General features: G+C 36.0%; 20 protein-coding genes, 1 tRNA gene and 1 pseudogene. 3 read left to right on the plus strand and 19 right to left on the minus strand.

Translation table 11 applies throughout. The features are described 5' to 3' along the window. Window positions 1-2: 2 nt before the first annotated feature. The 18 genes and pseudogenes from CHELV3228_RS05795 to hypB form a co-directional block, all read right to left on the minus strand. Window positions 3-2,090, minus strand: coding sequence for an AAA family ATPase (locus CHELV3228_RS05795; protein ID WP_082200031.1), 2,088 nt, complete (start codon window positions 2,088-2,090; stop codon window positions 3-5). After that, complete coding sequence (locus CHELV3228_RS05800; protein ID WP_082200087.1) at window positions 2,087-2,377, minus strand: ATP-dependent Clp protease adaptor ClpS; 291 nt, start codon at window positions 2,375-2,377, stop codon at window positions 2,087-2,089. Before CHELV3228_RS05800 ends, CHELV3228_RS05795 begins: the two co-directional genes overlap by 4 nt. Then, on the minus strand, window positions 2,377-2,982 hold the full coding sequence (locus tag CHELV3228_RS05805; protein WP_082200088.1) for a thioredoxin domain-containing protein: 606 nt from the start codon (window positions 2,980-2,982) through the stop codon (window positions 2,377-2,379). Before CHELV3228_RS05805 ends, CHELV3228_RS05800 begins: the two co-directional genes overlap by 1 nt. Before the next feature lie 75 nt (window positions 2,983-3,057). Continuing rightward, a complete protein-coding gene (locus CHELV3228_RS05810; protein ID WP_082200089.1) occupies window positions 3,058-4,062 on the minus strand; it encodes a YeiH family protein in 1,005 nt (334 codons plus the stop codon). A gap of 10 nt (window positions 4,063-4,072) precedes the next feature. Continuing rightward, on the minus strand, window positions 4,073-4,525 hold the full coding sequence (gene smpB / locus CHELV3228_RS05815) for an SsrA-binding protein SmpB (protein WP_082200090.1): 453 nt from the start codon (window positions 4,523-4,525) through the stop codon (window positions 4,073-4,075). Then, complete coding sequence (locus tag CHELV3228_RS05820; protein WP_082200091.1) at window positions 4,522-5,283, minus strand: 4-(cytidine 5'-diphospho)-2-C-methyl-D-erythritol kinase; 762 nt, start codon at window positions 5,281-5,283, stop codon at window positions 4,522-4,524. The genes smpB and CHELV3228_RS05820 overlap by 4 nt, the downstream gene beginning before the upstream one ends. Continuing rightward, the gene (csrA, locus tag CHELV3228_RS05825) at window positions 5,280-5,507 is read right to left on the minus strand and encodes a carbon storage regulator CsrA (RefSeq protein WP_082200092.1); all 228 of its coding nucleotides are present in this window, start codon (window positions 5,505-5,507) and stop codon (window positions 5,280-5,282) included. The genes CHELV3228_RS05820 and csrA overlap by 4 nt, the downstream gene beginning before the upstream one ends. Beyond that, on the minus strand, window positions 5,501-6,319 hold the full coding sequence (gene truB / locus CHELV3228_RS05830) for a tRNA pseudouridine(55) synthase TruB (protein WP_082200093.1): 819 nt from the start codon (window positions 6,317-6,319) through the stop codon (window positions 5,501-5,503). The genes csrA and truB overlap by 7 nt, the downstream gene beginning before the upstream one ends. Further along, a complete protein-coding gene (locus CHELV3228_RS05835) occupies window positions 6,316-8,349 on the minus strand; it encodes an ATP-dependent helicase (protein ID WP_082200094.1) in 2,034 nt (677 codons plus the stop codon). The genes truB and CHELV3228_RS05835 overlap by 4 nt, the downstream gene beginning before the upstream one ends. Further along, window positions 8,346-8,777: a hypothetical protein gene (locus CHELV3228_RS05840; protein ID WP_082200095.1), complete on the minus strand. Its 432-nt coding sequence runs from the start codon at window positions 8,775-8,777 to the stop codon at window positions 8,346-8,348. Before CHELV3228_RS05840 ends, CHELV3228_RS05835 begins: the two co-directional genes overlap by 4 nt. Then, window positions 8,771-10,495, minus strand: coding sequence for a M3 family oligoendopeptidase (locus tag CHELV3228_RS05845; protein ID WP_082200096.1), 1,725 nt, complete (start codon window positions 10,493-10,495; stop codon window positions 8,771-8,773). Before CHELV3228_RS05845 ends, CHELV3228_RS05840 begins: the two co-directional genes overlap by 7 nt. 1 nt (window position 10,496) lies before the next feature. Continuing rightward, window positions 10,497-11,381 (minus strand): aspartate carbamoyltransferase catalytic subunit, encoded by an 885-nt coding sequence (locus tag CHELV3228_RS05850; protein WP_082200097.1) that lies wholly within the window; start codon window positions 11,379-11,381, stop codon window positions 10,497-10,499. A gap of 6 nt (window positions 11,382-11,387) precedes the next feature. Then, complete coding sequence (sstT, locus tag CHELV3228_RS05855; protein WP_082200098.1) at window positions 11,388-12,605, minus strand: serine/threonine transporter SstT; 1,218 nt, start codon at window positions 12,603-12,605, stop codon at window positions 11,388-11,390. A gap of 101 nt (window positions 12,606-12,706) precedes the next feature. Next, window positions 12,707-13,093 (minus strand): group III truncated hemoglobin, encoded by a 387-nt coding sequence (locus tag CHELV3228_RS05860; RefSeq protein ID WP_082200099.1) that lies wholly within the window; start codon window positions 13,091-13,093, stop codon window positions 12,707-12,709. Window positions 13,094-13,104: 11 nt separating this feature from the next. Then, window positions 13,105-13,570: pseudogene (locus CHELV3228_RS05865) on the minus strand (copper resistance protein CopD). A 21-nt stretch (window positions 13,571-13,591) separates the two neighbouring features. Further along, on the minus strand, window positions 13,592-14,680 hold the full coding sequence (gene hypD, locus CHELV3228_RS05870) for a hydrogenase formation protein HypD (RefSeq protein ID WP_082200100.1): 1,089 nt from the start codon (window positions 14,678-14,680) through the stop codon (window positions 13,592-13,594). After that, window positions 14,664-14,945 carry a HypC/HybG/HupF family hydrogenase formation chaperone gene (locus tag CHELV3228_RS05875; RefSeq protein ID WP_082200101.1) on the minus strand — a complete coding sequence of 94 codons (282 nt, stop codon included), beginning with the start codon at window positions 14,943-14,945 and terminating at the stop codon, window positions 14,664-14,666. Before CHELV3228_RS05875 ends, hypD begins: the two co-directional genes overlap by 17 nt. Beyond that, window positions 14,945-15,715, minus strand: coding sequence for a hydrogenase nickel incorporation protein HypB (gene hypB / locus CHELV3228_RS05880; protein WP_082200102.1), 771 nt, complete (start codon window positions 15,713-15,715; stop codon window positions 14,945-14,947). Before hypB ends, CHELV3228_RS05875 begins: the two co-directional genes overlap by 1 nt. A gap of 111 nt (window positions 15,716-15,826) precedes the next feature. On the opposite strand from hypB, the gene hypE reads away from it, so the two are divergent. Next, the gene (gene hypE, locus CHELV3228_RS05885; protein WP_082200103.1) at window positions 15,827-16,801 is read left to right on the plus strand and encodes a hydrogenase expression/formation protein HypE; all 975 of its coding nucleotides are present in this window, start codon (window positions 15,827-15,829) and stop codon (window positions 16,799-16,801) included. Next, a complete protein-coding gene (locus CHELV3228_RS05890) occupies window positions 16,801-17,145 on the plus strand; it encodes a hydrogenase maturation nickel metallochaperone HypA/HybF (protein WP_082200104.1) in 345 nt (114 codons plus the stop codon). Before hypE ends, CHELV3228_RS05890 begins: the two co-directional genes overlap by 1 nt. Here the strand turns inward: CHELV3228_RS05890 and CHELV3228_RS05895 are convergent. Next, a tRNA-Leu gene (locus CHELV3228_RS05895) sits at window positions 17,146-17,232 on the minus strand. A 133-nt stretch (window positions 17,233-17,365) separates the two neighbouring features. Between CHELV3228_RS05895 and flgL the strand changes: the two genes are divergently transcribed. Beyond that, window positions 17,366-19,615, plus strand: coding sequence for a flagellar hook-associated protein FlgL (gene flgL / locus CHELV3228_RS05900; protein ID WP_082200105.1), 2,250 nt, complete (start codon window positions 17,366-17,368; stop codon window positions 19,613-19,615). Window positions 19,616-19,691 lie beyond the last annotated feature (76 nt).

The following is a 19,691-nucleotide window of genomic DNA, read 5'->3' on the forward strand; positions in this document are numbered from 1 at the left end:
CCTTATATTAAGATGATTTTATCGTTTTTATCTAGCTCTATTTTAATTTTTGCTCCATTTTTCAACTCTTTGCGTAAAATTTTATCGCTTAGTTTTGTGCCGATTTCTTCAGCTATAACGCGTTTTAAAAGCCTCACACCAAATTCTTTTTGATGCGCCTTTTTCGCTAAATGCACCTTAGCTTTTTTAGAAGCACTTAAAATTACATTTTTAAGATTTTTAGAAAGTTCGTTTAATTCTTTTTGAACGATTTTTTCCAAAATTACATCATCAAGCTCGTTAAAATGTAAAATTTTATCAATGCGGTTGATAAATTCAGGGGCGAAAAAATCTTTAATCGCACGATTTGTTTTTTCCTCATTTTTACTCAAAAAACCAAGCTCGTTACTTTCTTTAAGCCCCAAATTCGAAGTCATCACAATGATAGTATTTTTAAAATCCACCTTTAAGCCGCTATTATCCGTAAGCATAGCATTATCAAAAATTTGCAAAAAAGTATTTGTCAAATCAGGATGCGCCTTTTCTATCTCATCAAAAAGCACGAGAGAAAAAGGGTTTTTCCGCACGGCATTACTTAAAAGTCCGCCATCTTCATAGCCCACATAGCCAGCAGGTGAACCGATGAGCTTACTTAAAGCGTGTTTTTCGGCATATTCACTCATATCAAAGCGCTCTAAATGTAGTCCCAAAAACGCCGCTATATTTTTACAAAGCTCCGTTTTACCAACTCCACTTGAACCCGTAAAAAGAAAAACCCCCCTAGGACTATTTTCCCCCTTAAAGCCCGTGTAGCCTTGTTTTAAGGTAGAACATAGGCTGTCTATTACCTCATCTTGTCCAAAAATTTGCGTTTTTAAATTTGCGTTAAGATTTAAAAGGGCTTTGTTTTGATTAAATTCAAAAAGTTTATGAGAATGAGTCATTCTCGCTAAAACTTCATTTAAGTCCTTTAAATTTGGGTTTTTCTTAGCCTTTAGAGCAAAAGAAGCTCCAAGCTCATCAATCAAATCAATCGCGCAGTCAGGTAAAAATTTATCCGCAAAAAATTTCTTACCTAGCTCAATACTTTCTTGCAAAATTTCATCACTTATCTTAATATGATGAAAGCCCTCATATTTTTCCCTCAAGCCCTTAAGTATGAGAAGACACTCTTCTTTACTCGGTTCATCAACATTGATTTTAGCAAAACGGCGTGAAAGGGCTTTATTTTTTTCAAAACTATTTTTATACTCCATAAAGGTCGTCGCACCGATACACTTTAAACTACCATTGCTTAGAGCTGGTTTTAACAAATTTGAAAAATCTGTATGCCCCTCTCCCGTAGCTCCCGCACCTACTATGGTATGAATTTCATCGATAAATAAAATCGCATTTTCAATCTGCATAAGCCCATCGATAATCTCTTTAATCCTACGCTCAAAATCGCCGCGGTATTTCGTGCCTGAAAGAAGCCCTGTTAAATCGAGAGTGAAAATTTGGGCATTTTTTAATTTCTCAGGCACTAAGCCCTGCGAAATTCTTAAAGCCAAGCCCTCAACAATAGCCGTTTTACCAACACCCGCTTCGCCGATTAAGATAGGATTATTTTTCTTGCGGCGAAGTAAAATTTGCATCATTCTCTCGAGCTCAAACTCGCGTCCTATCAAAGGGTCGATTTTACCTTCGTTTGCCAAGGTGTTAAGGTTAATCGTATAATTTAAAAGAGGGTTGGCATTATCTTTTTTCTCATCTAATTTTAAGCCGTGTTTTTTTAGCAAATACGCCCCAAAAGAACGCCCATCTTCTAAAAGCGTCTTAATAAATTCTTCTACATAAGCATTAGAATTTTTCGCAAAAATATCCATTAAAACAACGGAAACTTCAGGCTCTATCTCTTTTCCCACATTTTCATTTTTAGTTGCAAGATGATTTTTAAGCTCTCGTTCTAAAAGCAAAAATTCTCCGTCCGCATAATTTTGAAACAAATCTTTAAAATCGTGGCTTAATTTCAATAAAGTAAAAAGCAAATGTTCGCAAGTAACAAATTCGTGGTGATTGATAAAGCTTAAATGCTTGGCATTATCTAAAAATTCGCTGATTTTTTCTTTCATTCTTCCTCCACCCTACTTTGCAAAGGAAAATGTGCCTCCATCGCCATTATTTGCACCTTTTTATGCTTTGAAAGGGCAATTTCTTGAGTATAAATTCCACACACTCCACTTCCCTCATAATGAATTTGCATCATAAGCTCACTTGCCTTTTCAAAACTATGAAAAAACACACGCATTAAAACTTCAATCACAAAATCCATCGTTGTAACATCGTCATTTAAAAGCACAACCTTATACATTTTCGGTTCTTGCAAATCCTCTTTTTGCAAACTTTCAAGTTTTTCCATTATGATTTGCCTTGTAAAATCACATTAATATCTTCTTGCATAAATTCGCTTGGCACTTTACCAAGATAAAAATTGACCTTTTTACCCTTATTCCAAAAATCGCTCACGCTTTGATAAATTCCATCTTTTAAAACAACTTTAAAGGGTAATTGCTCCATATTTTGGTAGGCGATATCTTTTAGAATTTGTGCGATAACTCTATCTTTTTCTTTTGAGTTGCTTAAAAAATAAAAAGCATTGTAATCTTTAGCGAATTTTAACACCTCTTCATCGCCCACTTCTTCAAAATGACTTAAGCCTATGAGTGTGAAATGCTTGGCATTATTTTGCCACAATTTACTAAGCTCCAAAGCTTCCTCTTTGCAAGGCTGACAAAAAGTGCCAAAAAAATCAAACATTAAAATTTTATCCTCTTCTCCCTCAACGACAAAACCTTTTTCTTTCCTAACAAGAGTTTTTTCTCCACCATTAACACTCTTTAAAAGCACCTTTTCACCAAGTGTAAATTCTTTAAAATCCAGCTCATTTTTTACTTCTTCACTCGCACACCCTACAAAAAAAAGTGAAAATAAAAAGGTTAAAAATAAAATTTGTATTTTTCGCATTTAACTTTCCTTTAGATAAAATAAAGCTCATTATATCGCAAAAAGCTTATCCTAACTCCGTCAAATATGGCAAATTTACGCTACAAAATAATGCACAAGCAAGAAACCGCCAAAAATCAAAATTACAAATAGAATAAAAGCCAAAACAAAAGCCTTTATCCCACACTCTAAAAATTTCTTAAAATCCACCTGAAGTCCCAAAGCACTCATTGCCATTACTAAAAAAAAGCTAGATAAAAACTTTAAGGATTCTACAAGCTCGTTCGGTAAATTAACAAAAGAATGCAACAATACAACCCCCAAAAACCAAAACGCAAACCAAGGGATATGGAGCTTTCTACGCTCACCCTCTTTACTTTGCGTAAAAAGGTAAGGCACGATTAATAGCACCGCGACAAGCAAAATCACGCGAATCATCTTAACAATTAACGCCACTTCTTGAGTTTGAGAAGAAATCGCCCCACCAGCACCCACGACATTTGCCAACTCGTGTAGCGTTAGCCCTATGAAATAACCTTCCTGCGTGTGAGAAAAAGAAGGAATTTGTATCGCATAAAACAAAGGGTATAAAAACATCCCTAAAAGCCCAAAAAGCACAACCGTGCCAACCGCAATCACACCCTTATAAGGCTTTGATTTAATAGAAGATTCTAAAGCCAAAACCGCTGCTGCTCCACAAATCGCACTTCCAGCACTTACCAAAATCGCAATTTCTTTATCAAGCTTTAAAACTTTTACCCCAATCACATATCCAAGCCACAAAATCGCAACCGCAACCGCAACGCTTAATAAAATTCCACTCAAGCCAACAGACGCAATGCTATCAAGAGTTACATTAAAGCCAAAAAGGATAATCCCTAGCCTTAAGAGTTTTTTAGCACTAAAAACAACCGCCTTTTCACAGCTATTTTTTGCAACTCTAAACAAAGGCGCTGCAAATATGCCAAGAAGCACACTTAAAATCAAAGGTGATAAATGTAAGTTTTCAACCCAAGATAAGGTGCTAACATAATAACTTGCAAGGCTTACCAAAAGCACAAGCACAAAGCCATTAACATAATCTTTATAAATTCTTTGCATTTTATCTCTCTTATTTATAATTTTTCATTGCCATTTTGGCGTCTAAATCGGCTTGTTTTTTCTTTAAAACCTCTCTTTTGTCGTGCAAGGTTTTGCCTTTCGCTAATGCTAGGGTTAATTTTGCTTTATTTTTGGCGTTAAAATAAAGCTCTAAAGCCACCAAAGTATAACCCTCAACACTCACTTTACCCAGCAATTTATCAATTTGCTTTCTGTGCATTAAGAGTTTTCTAGCCCCTCTTTCTTCGTGCCTATAAAAACTATGTGTCGTGCTAAGTAAAGAAATGTGAGCGTTTAGCAAAAAAAGCTCCCCTCTAATAATCCGCACAAAAGAATCCTTTAAATTCGCCCTACCAGCCCTTAAAGCTACGACTTCACTGCCCTTTAGCACGATACCAGCCTCAAAACGCTCTATAATGTGATAATCAAATAAAGCCTTTTTATTTCTAGCGATAATTTTCATCTTTTAGCCTTAAAAACACTACTTCCACTTCCACTTAAAAAATAGCCTTTTTCTAAAAATTCTCTCATCTTAGGATAGAGCCTTATACAAGGCATAAAAAGGTCATTAAGACTTAAATTTTCATATTCTAAAAGCTCTTTTGTGCTTAGAGTTTCGTAATGTTGTGCTTCTTTTAAGGCTTTAGCAAAATCACATTTTGCATTATCAAATTCCTCATAAACCCTAGCCGTTTCACAAGAAATTTGAGGAAAAATAAACTCAAGCTCAACCAACTCATCGTCAAATTCCTCGATGATTTCACCACAGCCTTTTACATTTGCACTTTTTGCCTCGCTTAAGAAAAAAGCCACATCAGCCCCTAACTTTGTGCTTAGTTGTAGCATTTTTTCCCTAGAAATTTTAAGATTTAATGTTTCATTTATCATTTTTAAAAATGTAGCAGCATCACTACTGCCACCTCCAAGCCCAGCGTAAGTTGGGATATTTTTTATAAGCTTTAAGCTTTTTGTAGCAAAAAGCTCTTCAAGCTCGTTTTTAAATCCCTCATCGCAAAGCAAACGATACGCCTTATTAATGATATTATCCTCGCACTCAAAAGTGCTTAAAATTTCAAAACCTTCTTTTTGCTTTTCCTCCACCAAAAAAAGCTCATCATAAAGCGTCTCCAAAAGCACAAAACGCGAATTTAAAAGATGATAGCCCCTATTATCAAGTCCTGTAATTTTTAAAAAAATATTTGCTTTTGCATTAGCTTTCATTGCTTAAGCTTTTTGCTTAAATCATCAAGCTTTATTTCATTTTGCACGACAGAATGCAAATTCTCATCTTTAATCTGCGTGATTAATTCTTTTCTTAAAATCAGCAAAGATTTAGGCGCTTCAATGCCTATCTTAGCGTAGCCTTTGCCCGTTTGAACAATCTTAATTTCTATCTCATCGCCTATTTGTAAGCTTTGCCCTTCTTTTCTCGATAAAATCAACATTTCTCAACCTTATTTAAAATATATTCCACTTTTCCATTTTCAATTTTTATAATAGAAAAAATCTTCTCATCTTCTAAAAAATATTCTCCATCTTCTTTAATCTCAAGCTCTTCTAGGGCAATTTTTGTGCCATTTTCAAGCTTACTTAAATCTTTTAGAGAATTTCTTTTAAGATTTAAATATTCTAGCACATTTAAACTTTTTTCCCCATTATAAAAAAAATTCCCCTCGCTTAAACGCTCTAAAGAACTCAAAGTTGCATTAATACCAAGCTTTTTTGCCAAAAGCTCACAATATGAACGCACATATCCCCCCTCGCTTAATGTTAATTCTATACTCAAAAAGGGGTGTGTATAGTGTAAAATTTCATAAGAAAAAACTTGCATTTTGCATTCTTTAAGTGGCGCACTCTCTCCCCTCTTGGCAAATTCATATGCTCTTTTTCCCTCGCTTCTTTTTGCGCTAAATTGAGGCGGAAAAAAAGAAACTTCGCCCAAAAGCTCCTCGCAAACTTTCTTAATTTGCTCCAAATCAAAACTAGGTAAAATCTTCACCTCTTTAATATTTTGCGTATCAAGACTTAGGGACTTAACCCCAAGCCAAATGGTAGCTCGGTAAGTTTTTGGACTTTTATTTAAAAAACGAAAAAGTTTTGTGTATTGATTAAAAGCGATGATTAAAACACCTTTTGCAAAGGGGTCTAGTGTGCCAGAATATCCAGCCTTTTTAATTTTATACTTTTTCTTAATTTGACTTAAAAAAGCATTTGAGCTTATTTGAGTGGGTTTGTAAGCAACAAAAAGCTTATTCATACCGCCCTTTCTACATAAGAATCTAGAATTATCCTTTCAATGCCACCAAAATTGATATTTAATTTATCCTCATTAACCCCAACAACTCTCCCCACTCCAAAGATTTTATGTCGCACCAAATCGCCTTTTTTAAAGCCCTCACTTACTTCAATTTCTTTATCAAGCACTCCACTTTCTTCTAAAAAACAACTTTTTTGCAAATACGCCCTTGAGCCTTGATGAAAACGCGAATTTACATAACTCAAACTCAATCTCTTCTTTGCCCTAGTGAAAGCCACATAGGCTAGGCGGCGCTCCTCCTCGATATTATCATAGCCCACAGGGAAAAAGCCCATTTCCAAGCCTATCACAAAAACATAATCAAATTCCAAGCCCTTGCTCGTATGCACACTCATTATACATACGCCCTTATGTGTCTTGTCTTGCTCGCTTAAAAGTGAAATTTCGCTCAAAATTTCCTCCAAGCTTTCGATATTTTCATTTTCTATCCTATCTTTTAGGCTTGCACAAAACTCATTAATATTTGCTATCTTATCTTCACTTTCATTTTGCTTTTCGTAAAATTCTTTAAATTTAAACCTTTCATCAAGCTGCTCTATCACTTCTTTTAGGCTCGAAAGCTCTCTTAAACTTTTGATATTTTCTATAAAATCACGCAATTCATTTTGTAATTTTTGACTAAAAACTCCACTCCCTTCTAAATTACACAAAGCCTCAAAAAGCGAAATTTGATGTATTTGTGCGTGTTTTTCTAATTTTTGAAGTGCCACCTCCCCAAAACCTCTCTTAGGTCTATTAATAATGCGTTTAAAAGAAAAATCGTCTTCCAAATTATTAATGAGCCTAAGATAAGCTATCATATCTTTTATTTCCGCTCTTTCATAAAAACGCATTCCACTCAATAAAAGATAAGGAATTTTCTCTTTCATCAAGGCTTCCTCAAGCGCACGAGAAAGGGCATTAACGCGAAATAAAACGGCGATTTCGTCCATTTTTACACCCCCGTCTAAAAGTGCTTTAATCTTCCTTGCGACCATAGCACTTTCCTCTCTCTCGTCTTCACAGGCGCAAATTTCAATCTCATCTCCCTCATCTTTAGTGCAAATTAAAGTCTTACCTAATCTTTTTTGATTATGGGCGATAAGCTCATTAGCCGCCTTTAAAATCGTGCCGACAGAGCGATAATTTTGCTCTAACTTAACCAACTTAACCTTTTCAAATTCGTTTTGGAAATTAAGGATATTTTCAACCTTAGCCCCCCTCCAGCTATAAATACTTTGGTCATCATCTCCCACGACACAAAGATTTTCGTGGCTTTTGCAAAGGCTTTTTAAAATTTTATGTTGCAAGAAATTTGTATCTTGATATTCATCAACCATAATATAACGATAAATTTGACTCTGTATCTTCGCAAATTCCTCATCTTCAAGTAAAAAACAAGTAAGCAAAAGCAAATCATCAAAATCCACAAAATTATATCTTAAAAGGTAATTTTGATAATTTTTATAACAAGTCGCAAGTTTGAAATATTTCTTATAATTTTGCTCATCATCTTTGTATTTTTCCACTTCTTCAAAAACCATATCCGCGTTAAAACCCATATTTTTAAAACGAGAAATTTCACTCATTATAAAATTCACATTATCTTTTTCCGCACCGATGATTTCTTTGAGAATTTTTTTTACATCATCGCTATCGATAACGACAAAATCATTTTTACGCCCAAGCCTTGCAATGTGAAGTCTTAAAAACATTAAACCAAATTTATGAAAGGTGCAAAGTAATGGCGAAGCGTCTTTTTCTCTAATAAGCTCTAAGGCTCTTGTTTTCATCACCATAGCAGCTTTATTTGTAAAAGTTAGCGTTAGGGTGCTTTGTGCTGGAATTCCCACCTCATCGATAAGATACGCAAGACGCGTTGTGATGGTCTTAGTCTTACCACTTCCAGCCCCTGCTAAAATAAGCATAGCTCCGTCTATATGCCTCACTGCTTCTTTTTGGCTTTCATTGAGACTTTGTAAAATTTTCATTTAAATAAATCTTTATTGTTTTTCAAAAAGATATTTTTGGAATTTTTAACATTTTCTTCATCTTTTTTGCCTTTATAGATACTAAAATTGACAAAAATAATGGTATTTTCAATTTGAATTTGCGTAATAGCTCCTAAATCCACACTGACATAAGTCGCAAAATCATCAGCCCCAAAACCCGCGTGAAAATACAAACGCTCTTTGTTAAGCTCCATAGATTCAAAGGTATAACCCGCTAAAGCAAACATTACAAAAGGATTATTTTTAAGGCTCAATTCTTCAGGCAACTCAGGGTCAAATTTAACAAATTGCATATTTGCAACTACGGAAAATTCGACTTTTTCCTCCTGCAAACGCTTAAGCACTTCAAAACAATGCTCCCCCATCAATGTAACAAATTTTTCATTTTTTAAAATCGTCTCTAGCATTTTAAAGCCTTTATTTTAAATTCCTTTAATAATTTTTCAATCTCATCAATGCCAAGTTGCCAAAAATCTTTATCTTCTATGTCAAAACCAAAAACGGCTATTAATTCCTTAGGACTAAGGCTTCCACCACGAGAAAGCATAGTGATGTAAAGCTCCTTAAAATTCTCACACCTATCACTTTTATAAAGTCCATAAAGTGCCAAAACCAAAAGTTGTGCGTAGGAATAAGCATAACAATAAAAAGGCGAATGGATAAAATGCGGAATATAACTCCACCAAAAAGCATAATTTTTAGTTAGCTTAACGCTTTTTCCAAACATTTTAGCCGATTCTTCCATCCAAATGGCATCAATTTGCTCTTTTTTTAGCTCATTTGACTCTTTATGGATACGCCTTTCAAAGCAAGTAAAACTAATTTGCCTATAAAGTGTGGCAAAAATATCTTCAATTTTAGCTGCATAAAGGGCAATTAATTCTTCATTTTTAAGCTTATTTTTTACATAATCAAACACAAGCATTTCGGCAAACACGGACGCCGTTTCAGCTGTGGTTAAAGACGTGTTTTGATTTAAAAAGCTTACCTTATAAGAAAGCTTTTGGTGTATGGTATGTCCTAATTCGTGTGCTAGAGTGAAAAGGTCGCGGCGTTGATTAGTGAAATTTAATAACACAAAAGGATGTGCTGTGGAGGTCGCAGAGTGTGAAAAAGCCCCTCCTTGCTTATTTTCTTTAGGATAAACATCAATCCACCCTCCCTCAAAAGCCTCTTTTGCTATATTTTCAAACCTAGAATCAAAGCTCTTAAACGCCTTTAAAACAATTTCTTTACTTTCCTCAAAGCTAAAATTTGCTTCCTTACCCAAAGGGGCGTATCTATCATAATCTTTTAGCTCTTTAAAACCTAGAATTTGCTTTTTGATTTGATAAAAATCCTCCACCAAATAATAACTTTTTTCCGCACTCAAAATAAGCGCATCCACGCTTTTTTTTGAAATTTGATTCCTTAGATGTCTTGGCGTTTCAGCACTTTCATAGCCTCTTAGATGACAAATGTTTTTAAGTTCTGTTTTTATCATATTAAAAATAAAATTCAACAAAGAAGCATTTTTCTTTAAAGCTTTTGTAAAGCTTTTTGCTGCCTTTTTGCGCACCTTACGCTCACTATGATAAAGCTTACTTAAAATTTCTTCTTCACTCAGCTTTTTACCCTCAAAGTCAATTTTCAAAGCACTCATACTCTCGTCAAAAAGCCTAGAAAAAGCATTTGCTCCCGTATTTGAAAGATAAAGTAAAACGCGTTCTTCTTTTTGACTAAGATTAAATTTTTTATTTTTCAAAAGATTTTCTAAATAAAATTGATAATCCTCGCAAAAATCTATAAATTCACCACTTTTTGCTTCCTCAAGCTCACAAAATTCCAACTCAAAAAAAAGTAAATTTTCCTCTATCTTTTTACACTTCTCTTCATATTCTGCGTAAAAATCTCCCATTAAGGTATTCTTAGCAAAACACAAATACACATAAGTCATTATTCTTGCAGTATTTTCATTTAAAATTTCGTAAGTTTTTAAGCTTGTTAGGAATTCTTCTTTATTTAAGTGGGTTAAATTTTTTTCATACTTTTGCTTAAATTCATCTGCTAACCTAATTGTTTCTTGTGTAAATGTCTCAAGCTCTTCCGTATCTTCAAATAAAGCATTTAAATCCCACTCTAACATCTCATTTCTCCAAAATCAGTTTTTTTAAAATCGCCATTCTTATCGCCACACCATTTTTAACTTGCTTTAAGACTAGGCTTTGAGAACTAGCCATTACCTCATCACTAATGTCGATATTTCTATGCACAGGACCTGGATGTAAAATGATAAGTTTAGGATTTTTAGTCAATAAATTTGCGTGGAGGCAAAAATCGTTCGCATAGTCTTTTAAAGAAGCATAAATCGCCTTTTGATGTCTTTCGGTTTGCGTCCTTAAGCTCATAATAATATCTGCACCCTCAACTAATCTTTCGCTCAATTCAAAAGAACTTTTAAGCGAGGTTTTAGGCATAAAATGAGGCGGAGCAACTAAAGTAATATCAAGCCCAAAACGCCCTAAAAGCTCTATATTTGAAGCAGCAACTCGCGAATTTTTTACATCACCTACAATAAGAATTTTTCGCCCTTCAATCTCATTTTTAAAATGCTCTTTAATGGTAAATAAATCAAGCAAAGCTTGACTAGGGTGTGCGTGCTTACCATCTCCTGCGTTTAATACAGGACAATGCAAATGTTTAGCCAAAAGATAAGGAACTCCTGAGTGATGATGTCTTACAATGATAGCGTGCGGACCCATAGCGTCTAAATTTGCCGCAGTATCATAAAGCGTTTCGCCCTTACTAGAGCTTGACCTTGAAACATCAAGCCTCAAAACCCTAGCTCCAAGTCTTCTAGCCGCACTTTCAAAGCTTGAAAGCGTCCTAGTAGAATTTTCAAAAAATATGGTCGTTACACTCTTTCCCTCAAGTAAAGTCCTAGGTTTTTCATCTAAAAATTCTCTCGCATCTTCAAAAAGTGCCTCAATCTCGTTCTTATCAAAATCTTTTGTCGTAATAAGATGTTTCATAATGTCCTACTTGTAATGCAAATCGTTATTCGAGCAAATCGCAGTAAAAAGCACATCTGTCGAGCTATTAAGTGCTGTTTCAACACTATCTTGTATCACGCCTATAATAAAACCTATCGCTACAACTTTCATTGCCACATCATAATTGATATTAAACAAAGAACAAGCAAGAGGGATTAAAAGCAGTGAGCCACCCGCCACTCCACTAGCTCCGCACGCTGCAAAAGTTGCGATAATGCTCAGTAAAAAAGCTTGAAAAAAATTAACCTCAATCCCAACGGTATAAGCTGCCGCAAGGCTCAAAACTGCTATGGTAACAGCCGCTCCACCCATATTTATCGTTGCTCCAAGAGGGATGGAAATGCTATAAAGCTCTTTATCAATGCCAAGCTTGGCACAAAGTGCCATATTAACGGGGATATTTGCCGCTGAACTGCGTGTAAAAAAGGCAAAAAACGCACTCTCTCTTAAGCAGATAAAAATAAGGGGGAAAGGATTTTTACGCGTATAAATAAACACAATCAAAGCATTGACAACAAAAGCAACAAAAAGCATAGTAACAACCAAGACAAGCAAGAGTTTTGCATAGCTTATAAGCCCTGCTGCACCCGTGCTAGCAACGGAATTTGCCACTAAGCCAAAAATTCCAAAAGGGGCAAGTTTGACTATAAATTTAACTATCTTTAGCACCCCCTCATTAATATCAACAAAAACTTGCTTTGCCTCTTTAGAGCAGTGCTTAAGCGCCAATCCTCCAGCAATAGCCCACGCCAAAATTCCTAAATAATTACCACTTGAAAGAGCGTTGATAGGATTATCTACTATCTTTAAAATTAAATCTTTAAAAATTTCACTCATAAAAGACGGAGAGCTTTGCTCCACTTTCTCTACTCCGTCTAAAACAAGCTCTGTTGGGACTAAAAAACTCACACCAACAGCACAAGCAGAGGCTAAAAAAGTCGCCACAATGTATAAAAATACGATATTTTTCATTCTTGCACTTTTTTGCGTAAATTCTCTCGTGCAAATGGAGGTTAAGATGAGGATAAACACAAGCACAGGGGCGATAGCCTTAAGCGCACTTGTAAATAAAACACCCAAAAAATTTGCCACAACCGCAGCATCTTTAGAGACTAGTCCAACAAAAACGCCCAGCACTATACCGATGCAAATTTGTAAGATGAGATTCCCTTTAGAATATCTTTGTATAAGCTTGGCGAACATCAACTTTCCTTTTTAAAATTTGGGGGATTATAGCATAAAAGTACTTAAGCTTTTATCATAAGTTTAAGGGAGGAAGCACCTCCGCAAATTCAAGCTAATGCTTAACGCACACCGCTTTCATAAAGCATATATTGAAATCTTTGTGGATAGCCTCTGCTCTTTGAAAGATGATGTCTCTGTTGGCTTATAGAGCATATACAGACTAAGCTCTCTTTGAAAAGCTTAAGCCACACAGCAAAAAGTTCTCTAGGAAAGGCGGGTAGGTCTATATGTGCTTTCATAGGGTTGCCTTTAAAATTTCCACTTCCTAGTAGCATACCCTCCCAAAAACTTACAATCTTTATCTTATGCGAATTCCACTGCTCGTCATTTGTGCCAATTTTAGCGTTAAAAACTGCACCAAGTCCATTTTTATCAACTCTAACCTTTGCATAAAAAATATCCATAAGCTTATGGATAGACTCGATACTAATTGTTTCAAATTTCATACTTTTCTCCTTTAATTAAAATAAAATGCGGCTTTAGCCAAGACCACTATACAAAAGCCAAGTATTAAAGCAAGAGGGTGGATAATACCCGCCAAAGGATTTCTCACACCCAATACCTTGCAACTAAGCGACACGCAAACCATTATGAAAATGATAAACGCAAGCAATGCCTTTATCATTAAAAAAAAATTTGCAATTTTGTCTCAAAAAAGCCTTTTTCTGTGCCAATATAAGAGCTTATCATCGCTCCACCACTTAAGATTAAGATTAAAAGACACAATGGCATAATCTTAACTGCGCGTTTAGAAATACCGCCAAAAAACAGCGTCTAAAACCTCTTGCTTCTCCTCGCTTAAAATTTTCTTTAAATTTTTACGCACAGGAGAAAGCAAAATAACATCAGCAAAAATATAACCTAAAAATACAATCGCACAAATAATATGCGCAATTAAAAAAATATGGATACATCGCTTCCATACATACCTTTCTAAAAATTCATCAATGCGCTTTAGCGTATTTGTAATACGCCGCACAAGCCCCCTCACCAGAAACCATACAGCTACCTATAGGACTTTTTGGTGTGCAAGCTTTACCGAAAACCTTACATTCATAAGGCTTGGCTAAACCTCTTAAAATTTGTCCGCAAATGCAAGCCTTACTCTCACCCTTACTTTCCACCTCGCAGTCATAAAGCTTGCTTGCATCATATCTTGCAAATTCCTCCCTAAGCTCTAAGCCTCCATTTTTAATCAAGCCTAAACCTCTAAATTCAAAATCGCAAGGTTTAAAATATTTCTTAACCAAATTTTGCGCCTTGACATTACCCTCACGGCTTACCACCCTTGAGTATTGATTATAAATTTCGGCTTTTTTGGCATTTTCTTGCAAGATGATATTTAAAACGCTTTCCATTATATCCACAGGCTCAAAGCCACTCACCGCTATGGGAGTGTGAAATTTCTTTGCCAAAGGCTCGTAAATTTTATAACCCGTTATCACGCTCACATGAGAAGGTCCTAAAAAAGCGTCAATTTTGACATTTTCATCGCTCATTATCGCTTCCACTGGTGCTGGAACGGTAATGTGATTTGAAAAAATAGAAACATTTTTTAAGCCCTCCTCTATCACTTTTTCCAAAAGCAAAGCACTCATCGGCGTGGTTGTTTCAAAACCTATGGCAAAAAAGATAATTTTTTTCTCTAAATTTTCTTTAGCGATTTGCAAAACTTCAAGTGGAGCGTAAAGCGCTCTTACATCAGCACCCTTAGCGCGTAAATCAAGCAAAGAATGTGTGCTTCCCGGAACCCTTAGCAAATCGCCCAAAGTGCAAAATATCACATCTTTTTGCGCGGCAAGTTTTAAAGCGATATCAATACGCCTGCGAGGCATTACACACACGGGACAACCCGGTCCGTGGATAAAATTTATCTCTTTAGGCAATAAATCACACAAGGCATATTTCATAATGCTATGCGTGTGTCCGCCACAAATTTCCATTATATTGATAGGCTTTTGGACTTTTTTTTTAATGAGAGCATTCAGTGCTAACAGGGTATTTTTATCTCTAAATTCATCGATGAAATTCATTAAGCCCCATATCCCCCTCGTCCATTTTTATCTCTCCACTCTGCATTTTATCCACTATCTCTTGGTAGGTTTTAATGCTTAAAAGCGCGGCTTCCTTATCTATCTTTTCCATTGCCACGCCAACGTGAATTAGCACAAAATCACCCTGCTTTAAAGGCTCACTAATCAAATCTAAATTGACCTTTCTCTTTACGCCCAAAGTCTCCACTAAAGCGTTATTATAATCATCTATCTCTAAAATTTTAGAGGGTATGGAAAGACACATTAAAAAAGCTCCTTTTTAAGCCTTAGATACTGATACCAAAGCTCTAAATTTTTCCCAGTTTTAGAATCAAGGATTAAAATATCCACCTTAGGATTAAGCTTTTTACACTCCCTACTCGCCTCTTCCACATCAAAATCAAAATGATGGGCTAAATCTGCTTTTGAAATAATCACCAAATCCGCCTTTTTAAACATCACAGGATATTTTTGCGGCTTATCACTCCCCTCCGTAACACTTAAAAGCACGACATTTAAATGCTGCCCTAAATCATAACTTGCAGGGCAAACCAAATTCCCCACATTTTCTATAAAAAGCAAATCGCATTCTTTTAAATTTAAGTGATGTAAAGCCTTATGCACCATAAAAGCGTCCAAATGGCAACTTTGCCCTGTGGTGATTTGAAAAGCCTGCGCCCCCGCTTCTCTTACGCGTTTAGCGTCATTTTCACTTTCTAAATCTCCCTCTATCACGCTAATTTTCATTTCGTTTTTTAAAGCCTTTAAAGTGCTTTCTAAAAGCGTTGTTTTTCCACTTCCGGGCGAACTCATTAAATTAATACAAAGCACTTTTTCAGCGTTAAAATGCCCCCTATTATGCTCTGCTTCATGGTCATTTTTACTTAAAATTTTGCTTAAAACCTCTAAGGTTTTGTCTTCCTTAAGCTCAGGATTTTCATAGTTTTGATAATGATGGTGTGAGTGAGAATGATTTTGAGAGTGATGATGGTCTTGAGTGTGTGGAGTTACCGAACAACCGCAATCTTTACACATAGCTTTTCCTTTTCATACTTAGTTTGTCCTAAATTATAAGCAAATTTGATTAATTGCTAACTAATATTTTACATTAAATGCTAAAATGACATAAAATCTAAAAGGTAGAAAATGAAACAAATCACATTAGCGCACGGGGGCGGTGGCGAAGAAATGAACGAATTATTAAAAGGCGTTTTTAAGCTTTTTAATAACGAAATTTTAAAAGAGGCAAATGACGCTGCTATCCTAGGAGATATAGCTTTAAGCACCGATTCTTTTGTATTAAGTCCCATTTTTTTAGATGAGGAGGTAAATATCGGCAAACTTTGCGTGTGTGGCTCTGTTAATGATGTCTTAATGGTAGGTGCGAAGCCCTTATTTTTAAGCCTTGCTTTGATTTTAGAAGAGGGATTTTCCTTTGAAAATTTGGAAAAAATTTTAAAAAGCATTAGGGAAGAGTGTGAAAAAAACGGCGTTAAACTTGTATGTGGGGATACAAAAGTCGTGCCAAAAGGTAAAGGCGATGGCATTTATATCAACACCACAGCACTCGGGCAAATCATCAAGCCCTGCCAAACAAAAAATTTAAAAGAAGGACTAAGTGTGCTTTTAAGTGGCGATGTGGGAAGACACGGAGCGAGCGTTTTGATAAAAAGAAACGAACTTGAAGCAAATGTAAAAAGTGATTGCAAATGCGTAAAAGAGGAAGTTTTAGAGCTTTTAGAAGCAAATTTAAATATCATAGCGATGCGAGATGCAACGCGTGGAGGTTTAAGCGCTGTTTTAAATGAATGGGCGAGTTTTTGCAAAAAAGATATTTTAGTTTATGAAGAAAAAATTGCCGTCCAAGATGAAGTTTTAGGGCTTTGTGAGCTTTTTGGCTATGAGCCTTACGAACTTGCTAATGAAGGCACATTCTTACTTTGCGTAGAGCAGCAAGACACACAAAAAGCCCTAGAAATTTTACAAAAATTCAACAAAAACGCAAACATCATAGGGGAAATTCTACCAAGTGAAAAAGCAAGGGTGATTTTACAAAATGCCTATGGAGCAAAACGCTTTTTAGAAAGTCCTAAGGGCGAACTTTTACCAAGGATTTGCTAATGCACGAACTTAGCATAGTTGAGTCTTTAATCACGCTTTGCGAAGAAAATGCCAACGCTCAAAATGCCAAAGAAATTAACGAAATTTATGTTAAAATCGGGCGTTTAAGTGGTATAGAAATCTCACTTTTTAAACGCTGTTTTGAAACCTTTAGAGAAAATTCCGCACTTTGCCAAAAAACCGAACTTTTTATAGAAGTGGCAGAGCTTGAAATTTTGTGTCTTTCTTGTGGAGAAAAAAGCATTTTAAAAGAAAATGTGTTTAAGTGTCCAAAATGCAAAAGTGTGGATTTAAAAACCATAGACGGCGATGAGATGATGTTAATGCGGCTTGTTATGAAGTGATGGTGCCCAAGGCCGGACTCGAACCGGCACAAGGTCGCCCTTACTAGATTTTGAGTCTAGCGCGTCTACCAGTTTCACCACTTGGGCTAAATGAAAGCGTAATTATACTTTTTTAAGTTTATAAATTCTTTAAAGAGGATTTTGAAATTTAGGAACACTTTTTGCTTATAGCCTTATAGCAGTATTTGAAAAGATAAATTTCACTATTTAAGGAAAGACAATGAGAGTTACAAACAAACTCAATTTCACAAACTCCATTCAAAACACGATGGACGGAGCTTCAGCTCTTAATAAACTTGCTATGCAACTTAGCTCAGGTTTGAAAATACAAGATTCTTATGAAGATGCAAGTGTTTATATCGATAGCACACGACTTGAATATGAGCTAAAAACTCTCGAGCAAATCAAAGAAGCCACAAATTCAGCCAAAGAAATGACCGCAAATAGTATGAAAGCACTGCAAGATATGGTGAAATTACTAGAAGATTTTAAAGTTAAGGTAACTCAGGCTGCAAGCGATGGTAATAGCCAAACTTCAAGAGAAGCCATAGCTAAAGAGCTTACAAGAATCAAAGAGCAAATCGTCCAACTCGCCAACACCAGCGTTAATGGACAATATCTTTTCTCAGGCGCCCAGCTTAATAATAAGCCATTTGATTCTAAGGGTAATTATTTTGGGGATAAAAATAATGTCAATGTCGTAACGGGAGCTGGCACAGAAAGCCCTTATAATATCCCCGGATTTGACTTATTTTTCAAAGCGGATGGGGACTACCAAAAGCAAATCACCACTAACGAAAAATTTACAGATAACCGCTACGATTTATCTCAAAATCCCGATAAAACAAAATATTTAACGGGCGATAATTTATGGCAGGATTTAATCGGGCTTGGTTATGTGAAAGATAAAAAACTTGACATTGATAAAGATTTCGAGCAAGATACAAAGCTTAACTTCCCTCCAACTACGCTTTATGTGCAAGGCGTAAGACCCGATGGGCAAAGCTTTAAGTCCGCTGTTTTGGTCGGTCCTGAGGATAAAATGGAAGATGTGCTAGAAAAAATAGGAAATTTGTATGGTAACACCGCCACAGAAAAAGTCGTCGATGTAACGCTAAATGACAGCGGTCAAATTCAAATCACAGACTTAAAAGAGGGGAATAATAAGCTCGATTTCCACGCCGTAGCTTATACACCGCAGTTTGACGACAAAAAAGAATTCCAAGATATAGAGGAAGCTATGAAACAAGCTAACCCTCAACTAACCAAAGATGATTTGACAAATTTGGTGATGGAACAGGCTGTGGGAAACCCTCCACGCCCGATTACAGATTTACAATCTCCTGTCAATATAACGATAAACGGACAACAATTTGATATCGACCTCCACCAAACTGACTTTATCAATTCTAAAATGACAGATAGTGGAGGAAATGCTACAAATGGGGCGGATTATGATAATGTCTTTTTTGAAAAGCACGGAAATTCCGTTGTAGGGAATGTCTCTCAAGTCATTCAAGGGACAAATGCTTACGCCACAGATGATACAAAGCTCAGTGAAGTAATGTCCGGAACTGCTATGGACTCCACCCTAAGCCTCACTGTAAATTCAAAAGGCGGGAATACTTACAATGTAACGATAAATTTACAAAATTCAACCGTGAGTTTTCCAGACCCAAATAACGCAGGACAAACCATATCATTCCCTATCACGCATACCAACCCAACCACAGGAAATAATGGTGTCGTAACCCCGCCTAATGAAATCACTTATAGGCAAATCAATGACATTATAGGAATGTTTGCAAGCGACCAAGTGCCAACACAAACCATAACGCCAAACAACGGACAAATCACAACACAGCAATACGACACCTTGCAAAAGCTAATGAGCGATTCAAAATCAACCGTCAATGTTACGATGGACTACAAAGGACGCATTAGCGTGACAGATAAGCTTTCCACCGGCACAAATATCGGTGTTTCTTTAAGAGATTCTCAAAGCGGACAATTCCCTCAGCCACCTTTCACTCATACGGCAAATCAAATGGCAGGACCGGACTTTTCTTTTAGTGCAAATAATTCTTTAGTCATCGATGAGCCAAATGTCGATATTATTAAGGATTTGGACTTAATGATAGAGGCGGTTTTAAGTGGAGATATGAGAGCGGACGCTGATGGGGATAATCCTAGAAACACAGGAATGCAAGGCGCACTTGAGAGGCTTGACCACTTAAGCGACCATATTAACAAGCTAAACACCACTATGGGGGCGTATCATAATAATATAGACAATGTCAATACACGCGTAACCTTTTTAGCTGTCAATGTGCAAACGCTTAAAACTCAGGTCAATGACGCAGACTATGGCGAAACGCTAATGAATTTAATGCAAACGCAATTAGCCTACCAAGCCTCTATGAAAGCGACAACGACCATATCGCAACTTAGCTTGTTAAATTATATGTAATGCTTTAATGCTATAATAGCTTCTTTTATCAAACTTTAAGGGTTTAACATCAAAAAAGAAGCTATTTTTATCCTAT

It is taken from the genome of Campylobacter helveticus, from assembly GCF_002080395.1.
Lineage (GTDB): Bacteria > Campylobacterota > Campylobacteria > Campylobacterales > Campylobacteraceae > Campylobacter_D > Campylobacter_D helveticus.